The sequence below is a fragment of the Cellulomonas sp. IC4_254 genome (assembly GCF_011603975.1).
Taxonomy (GTDB): domain Bacteria; phylum Actinomycetota; class Actinomycetes; order Actinomycetales; family Cellulomonadaceae; genus Cellulomonas.
This window is the reverse complement of the sequence record NZ_JAANNB010000231.1, coordinates 1-5,305: the sequence shown is the minus strand read 5'-3', so window position 1 is coordinate 5,305 and position 5,305 is coordinate 1. Positions and strand designations below refer to the sequence as shown.

The following is a 5,305-nucleotide window of genomic DNA, read 5'->3' as shown; positions in this document are numbered from 1 at the left end:
GTCGGGCACGGCGCCAGTCTCCCCCGCCCCGCGGCCTCAGGGCGCCCAGACCCGCAGGTGGTCGAACCGGGCCGTCGCCCGCGGCGCCACCCCGTCCCACCCGTGCGCCACCAGGCCGACGCGCAGGTCCGTCCCGGGCGGGAACGTCCACACGCCGCCGGCGACCCAGGTGGTCCCGTCCGTGCTCGTCAGCGCCCGGACCTCGTGCTCCCCCGCGGCGTCGGTGCGGTGCACGAGCCGCAGCCACGTGGTGTCACCCGGCGGCCCGACGATCATGCCGCCGTAGGACAGCCGGCCGGCGTACGGCGTCTCGTGGCCGAACTCGGTCTGCCGGGTGTTCCAGATCGCGACGTGCGACAGCCGGGCGAACAGGTCGTCGCCCGCGTACGCCACGAGCCCCGCCTGCTGGTAGTTGCGCACGTCGTCCGTGCCGAGGTCGACGGAGACGACGGTCTCGGCGGTCCAGTCGCCGTCGGGCACGTCCCGCAGCAGCACGCCGGCGTCGTTGCCGGTACCGGTCAGGTCGGCCTGCTCGACCGGCCAGACGAGCGCCCCGTCCGCCACCGTGACCTGCGGGTCGCGCACCGCGGTCCAGCCCGGCCCGAGGTCGCCCGGCTGTCCGCCGGCGCCGTCGAACGTCACCTCGTCCACCAGTTCGCCCGGGGTCGGCAGCGGCTCGACCTCGGACACCGGCTGCGCGAGGGGCACGGCGCTCAGGTCGTCCACGTGCACGCCCGAGGTCCGCGCCACGGCGCCCGCGCCGCCGGGCCGGAGCCGCTGCGGCAGGTCGAGCGTGACCTCCGCGAGCGGGTCGCCGAGCCGGGCCTGGCTGACCTCCGCCCGGGCGAGACGGCCCTCGACCTCGAGGACGACCGCGTGCCAGGTGGACCAGTCGACCCCGGGGGGCAGCGGGACCGCGGCCCGCGCGCCGCCGGACCGCAGCACCAGCTCGCCCGCCACGGGGTCGACGACGGCGCTCACGCCGCTGGCGGACCGGGCCGCACCGCGCACCCCGGCCGGTCCCGCGGCGGCCGCGGACCCGCCCGCCGACCCGCCGCGGCCGAGGCCGAACCCCGCGACGACGCCGCCGGACGCGCCGGGGTTCAGCCGCACGTCCGCCTCGACCCGGACCGGCCCCGGCAGCCGGGTGCGGGTGAGCAGCGCACCGGCCCCGACCGCCACGGCGTGCCCGCCGCCCTGCGGATCGCCCCCGACGGCGCGCCAGGCGTCCCCGCGCCACCCCGCGCCGAGCCCGTCCTCGAACCCGGCGACCGCGGGGCCGCCGGCCGCGGGCGCGGGCTGCGCGTCGTCGGACGCCCCGCGCCCCGCCCGCACGACCGGCCAGCCGTCGACCCAGTCGAGCCGGTCCAGCAGCATCGGGCGCCGGTTGATGCCGTCCGTGCCGTCCAGGTACGGCTGCTCGCGGTCGATCGCGTGGTAGACGATCCAGTCCCGCCCGGCGAGGTCGGTGACGACCGCGTTGTGCCCCGTGCCGACCCACGCGTTCCCGTTCGGGGCGAGCACCGGGGTGCCCCCCGCCCGGGACGTGAGCAGCGGCACGCCCTCGCGGTCGACATACGGACCGGTGAGCGACGCCGACCGCCCGACCTGCACGCTGTAGCCCGTGGTCGGTCCGGCGCAGCAGTTGGCCGTCGAGGCGAACAGGAACCAGTACCCGCCGCGCTGCACGACGTAGGAGCCCTCGAACTTGTTGTCAACGGCGACCTGGACCGGCTCGCCGACCGCGCGAGTGCCGGTGTCGTCCAGCGCGGTCACCCACAGCCCGCCGTAGTACGAGCCGTAGAACAGGTGCTCGGCGCCGTCGGGTCCGACCACGTGCGTCGGGTCGTAGGTCCACAGGAAGTCGTCGGCCGCCCCGCTCCCGCCGGGGCGCGGGTCCACCACCGGGGCGCCGGCGTCGGTCCACGGCCCGGTCGGCGTGGGGGCCGTGGCGACGCCGATCGCCGAGTCGGCCGCGCCCGGGGTCACGGTCGTCTCGGTGACGACGTAGTACAGCCGGTACTCGCCGTCGACGTACCGGACGTCCGGCGCCCACAGCGCGGCCGGGTGCGCGGGGTCGGTGTCCGCCCAGGCCGGCAGCGTCGCCTCGGTGAACGCGTCGCCGACGTGCTCCCACGTCACGAGGTCGGCGGACCGGGACACGGGCAGCAGGTGCCGGGTCCCCTCGCCGGACCGCAGCGGGTCGGTGGTGCCGTAGGCGTACCACCAGCCGTCCTGGCCGCGGATCACGGCCGGGTCGGCGAACGTGTCCGCGAAGCCGGCGCTGACCGGGTTCGTGTACGTGCCGGGGGCGCCCGTCTGGCGGCTGCCCGGGGTGAACCGCGCGTCGCCCACCGGCACCTGCGCCGCGGGGGCCGGCGGCACCGCGGTGGCCGCAGGCTGCGCGGGCGCGGGAGGCGCCGCGGCGGCGGGTGGTGGGGCGAGCGCCGCCGTGAGCGCGAGCGCGAGGGCCGCCGCCGGGGCGAGCGCGCGCGTGCGGGCCCGCCCGGGGGCGCGCCGGGACCGAGGGGTGCGCTGCGCCATCGCAGGCTCCTGCCGTTCGTGGATCCGGAGCACCCTTCTACGCCCGGCGGCGGGCCGGCGCCACCCGGACGGGCGACCGGCGACGGACGATCCGCCCGTTTCCCGGACAGGGCGGTGCCCGCTCCCCTACCGTCACCGGTGTCCCGGGAGCGCACGGCGCGCCCGTCGACCTCTCGCACCCCCCCGCCGTCGAAGGGTTCCGTCGTGATCCGCGTGCTGCCGGTCCTGCTCGAGCTCGGGCTGCTCGTGTTCTGCCTCGTCGACTGCATCCAGACGGACTCGGTCCTGGTGCGCAACCTGCCGAAGACCGCGTGGGTGCTGCTCATCGTGCTGCTGCCGCTGGTAGGCGGCATCGCCTGGCTGGTCGCCGGGCGGCCCGAACGCGGCGCGACCGCGCGGTCCGTCCCCTGGCCGAGCACCGCGACCGCCGGGTTCCCCGAGTACGAGCGCCCGCGCCCGGCCGCGCCCGACGACGACCCGGAGTTCCTCGCCGGGCTGCGCGCGTCCGACGAGCGGCACGAGCGCATGCTCCGCGACTGGGAGGCGGACCTGCGCGCCCGCGAGCAGGACCTCCGCGACCGCGGTCCCGCGCCCGACGACGACGCCCCCGGAGCGCGGCCCGCCTGAGCGCTCAGCGGCGCGAGGTCGCCCGCATCCGCCAGAGCAGCCACAGGAAGTACGGGGTGCCCACCACGGCCGTGACGAGGCCCGCGGGCAGCTGCGCCGGCGCGATCGCCGTGCGCCCGACCACGTCCGCCACGCACACCAGGGCCGCGCCGAGCACCACGGTCAGCGGCAGCGTCCACCGGTGCCGCTTCCCGATGAGCATGCGCGCGGCGTGCGGGGCCACCAGGCCGACGAACACGACCGGCCCGATCGCGGCCGTGGCGGCGGCCGTCAGCAGCACCGCGACCCCCACGTGCAGCGACCGGGACCGCGGCAGGTCGACGCCGAGCACCCGCGGGGTCACGTCGTCGACCTGCACCAGGTCGAGGTCCCGGTGCGTCCGCAGGACCACGAGGACCCCGATCACGAGGACCACCGCCATCGGGACGAGCTGCGGCGTGCCGGCCCCGTAGGTGGAGCCGCCGAGCCAGGTGATCGCCCGGTTCTGGTTCCACGGGTCGGTGCGCACGAGCAGCAGCGTCGTGACCGCGCTCGCCGCGGCGCCGGTCCCGAGGCCGACGAGCACCATCCGCCCGGACGCCATGCCGGTGCCCGCCGTGACGCCGAACACCAGGAGCCCGGCCAGGACCGCGCCGGCGAGCGCCCCGCCGAACACCAGCGCGAACGACGGCGCGGTGGTGAGCACGATCACGACGACCGCGCCGAGGCCGGCGGCGTGCGCGACGCCCAGCACCCCGGGGTCGGCGAGCGGGTTGCGGGTGACCGTCTGCACCAGGGCGCCGGCCAGCGCCAGGCACGCGCCGGCCAGCAGGGCGGCGGCGACCCGCGGCACCCGGGAGTCGAGGATGATGTCCAGCCGCACGGACGCCCGGCCCGCCAGCCAGTTCGACACGTCGCCGAGCAGCACGGTCGAGTCGCCGAGCAGCACGCCCGCGACCACGACGCCGGCGAGCAGCAGCAGCCCGGCGCCGAGCAGCAGCGCCGGCGCACGGCGGGCCAGGTCGCTGCCGGCGCGCAGCGTGACGAGGGTGTCCGGCTCCAGCGCGGCGCGCGCCCGGCGGGCGAGCACGACCAGCGCCACCGCGCCGATCAGGCTGGTCACGACGCCGGTCGGGACCGTGACGCCCGAGATCGGGCCGAACACGGCGCGCAGCGCGACGTCGGCGGTCAGCACGAGCGCCGTGCCCGCCACCGCGGCGGCGGGGATCAGCAGCCGGTGCCGGCCGAGCGGGCGGACCCAGGTCGCGAGCAGCCGCACCAGCAGCGGCGCGCACAGGCCGACGAACCCGATCGGGCCCGTCACCGTCACCGCGCAGGTGGCCAGCAGGACCGCGAGCACGACCCCGAGCAGCCGGGTGCGGGCCACGTCGACCCCGAGCGAGCGCGCGGCGTCGTCGCCCAGCCCCAGCAGGTCGAGCCGCCGGCCCAGCAGCACCAGGCCGGCGAACCCGACGAGCACGACCGGCGCGACGGCGCGGACCGTGCCCATGCCGTTCTGGCCGAGCGAGCCCGCGCCCCAGGCGAACAGCCCCTGGGTCTCCCAGGGGAACAGCACGAGCAGCGCCTGCGTCACCGACGACAGGCCCAGCGTGATGGCGGTGCCGGCGAGCACCAGCCGCACCGGCGAGGCGGCGGGCCCGCCGGACAGCCCGATGACGACGCCCGCCGCGGCGAGGCCGCCCGCGAACGCGACGGCCACGCCGGGCAGCGCGCCGAGCGAAGCGCCGACCACGGCCGCCGCGGTGACCGCGAGGTGCGCGCCCGCGTTCACCGCGAGGGTGTCGGGCGCGGCGAGCGGGTTGCGCGCGACCCCCTGCAGCGCCGCCCCGGACGCGCCGAGGGCGCAGCCGACGAGCACGCCGGCGGCGAGCCGCGGCAGCCGGGAGGCGGTCACGACCGCCGCCGCCTGGTCGAGGCCGCCCTGCCCGGTCAGCGCGCGCCACAGCTCGCCGACGGTGACGTCGGCGGTGCCCTGGGTCAGGTGCCACGCCGCCGCGGCGACCAGCCACACGACGAGCAGGGTGAGCGCGACGACCAGCCGCACGGGCTGGCGCCGCGCGGGGGCCCCGAGGCCCCCGGCGGCACCGCGCCCCCCGCCGTCCGGTCCGGCGCCGGGCGCGGCAGGGGGCGCGGC

At 78.4% G+C, this 5,305-nt stretch carries 3 protein-coding genes; 1 reads left to right on the top strand and 2 read right to left on the bottom strand.

What is annotated here, in order from left to right; genetic code table 11:
- Nucleotides 1-36 precede the first annotated feature (36 nt).
- Nucleotides 37-2,544 (bottom strand): family 43 glycosylhydrolase, encoded by a 2,508-nt coding sequence (locus G6556_RS16830; protein ID WP_205693645.1) that lies wholly within the window; start codon nt 2,542-2,544, stop codon nt 37-39.
- A 204-nt stretch (nt 2,545-2,748) separates the two neighbouring features.
- Here G6556_RS16830 and G6556_RS16820 point away from each other — a divergent pair, with 204 nt between their 5' ends.
- Nucleotides 2,749-3,171: a PLDc N-terminal domain-containing protein gene (locus G6556_RS16820; protein ID WP_166943992.1), complete on the top strand. Its 423-nt coding sequence runs from the start codon at nt 2,749-2,751 to the stop codon at nt 3,169-3,171.
- A gap of 4 nt (nt 3,172-3,175) precedes the next feature.
- Here G6556_RS16820 and G6556_RS16815 read toward each other — a convergent pair.
- Nucleotides 3,176-5,305, bottom strand: a 2,130-nt coding sequence (locus tag G6556_RS16815; protein WP_240934664.1) for an iron ABC transporter permease, incomplete at its 5' end; no start/stop codon positions are given.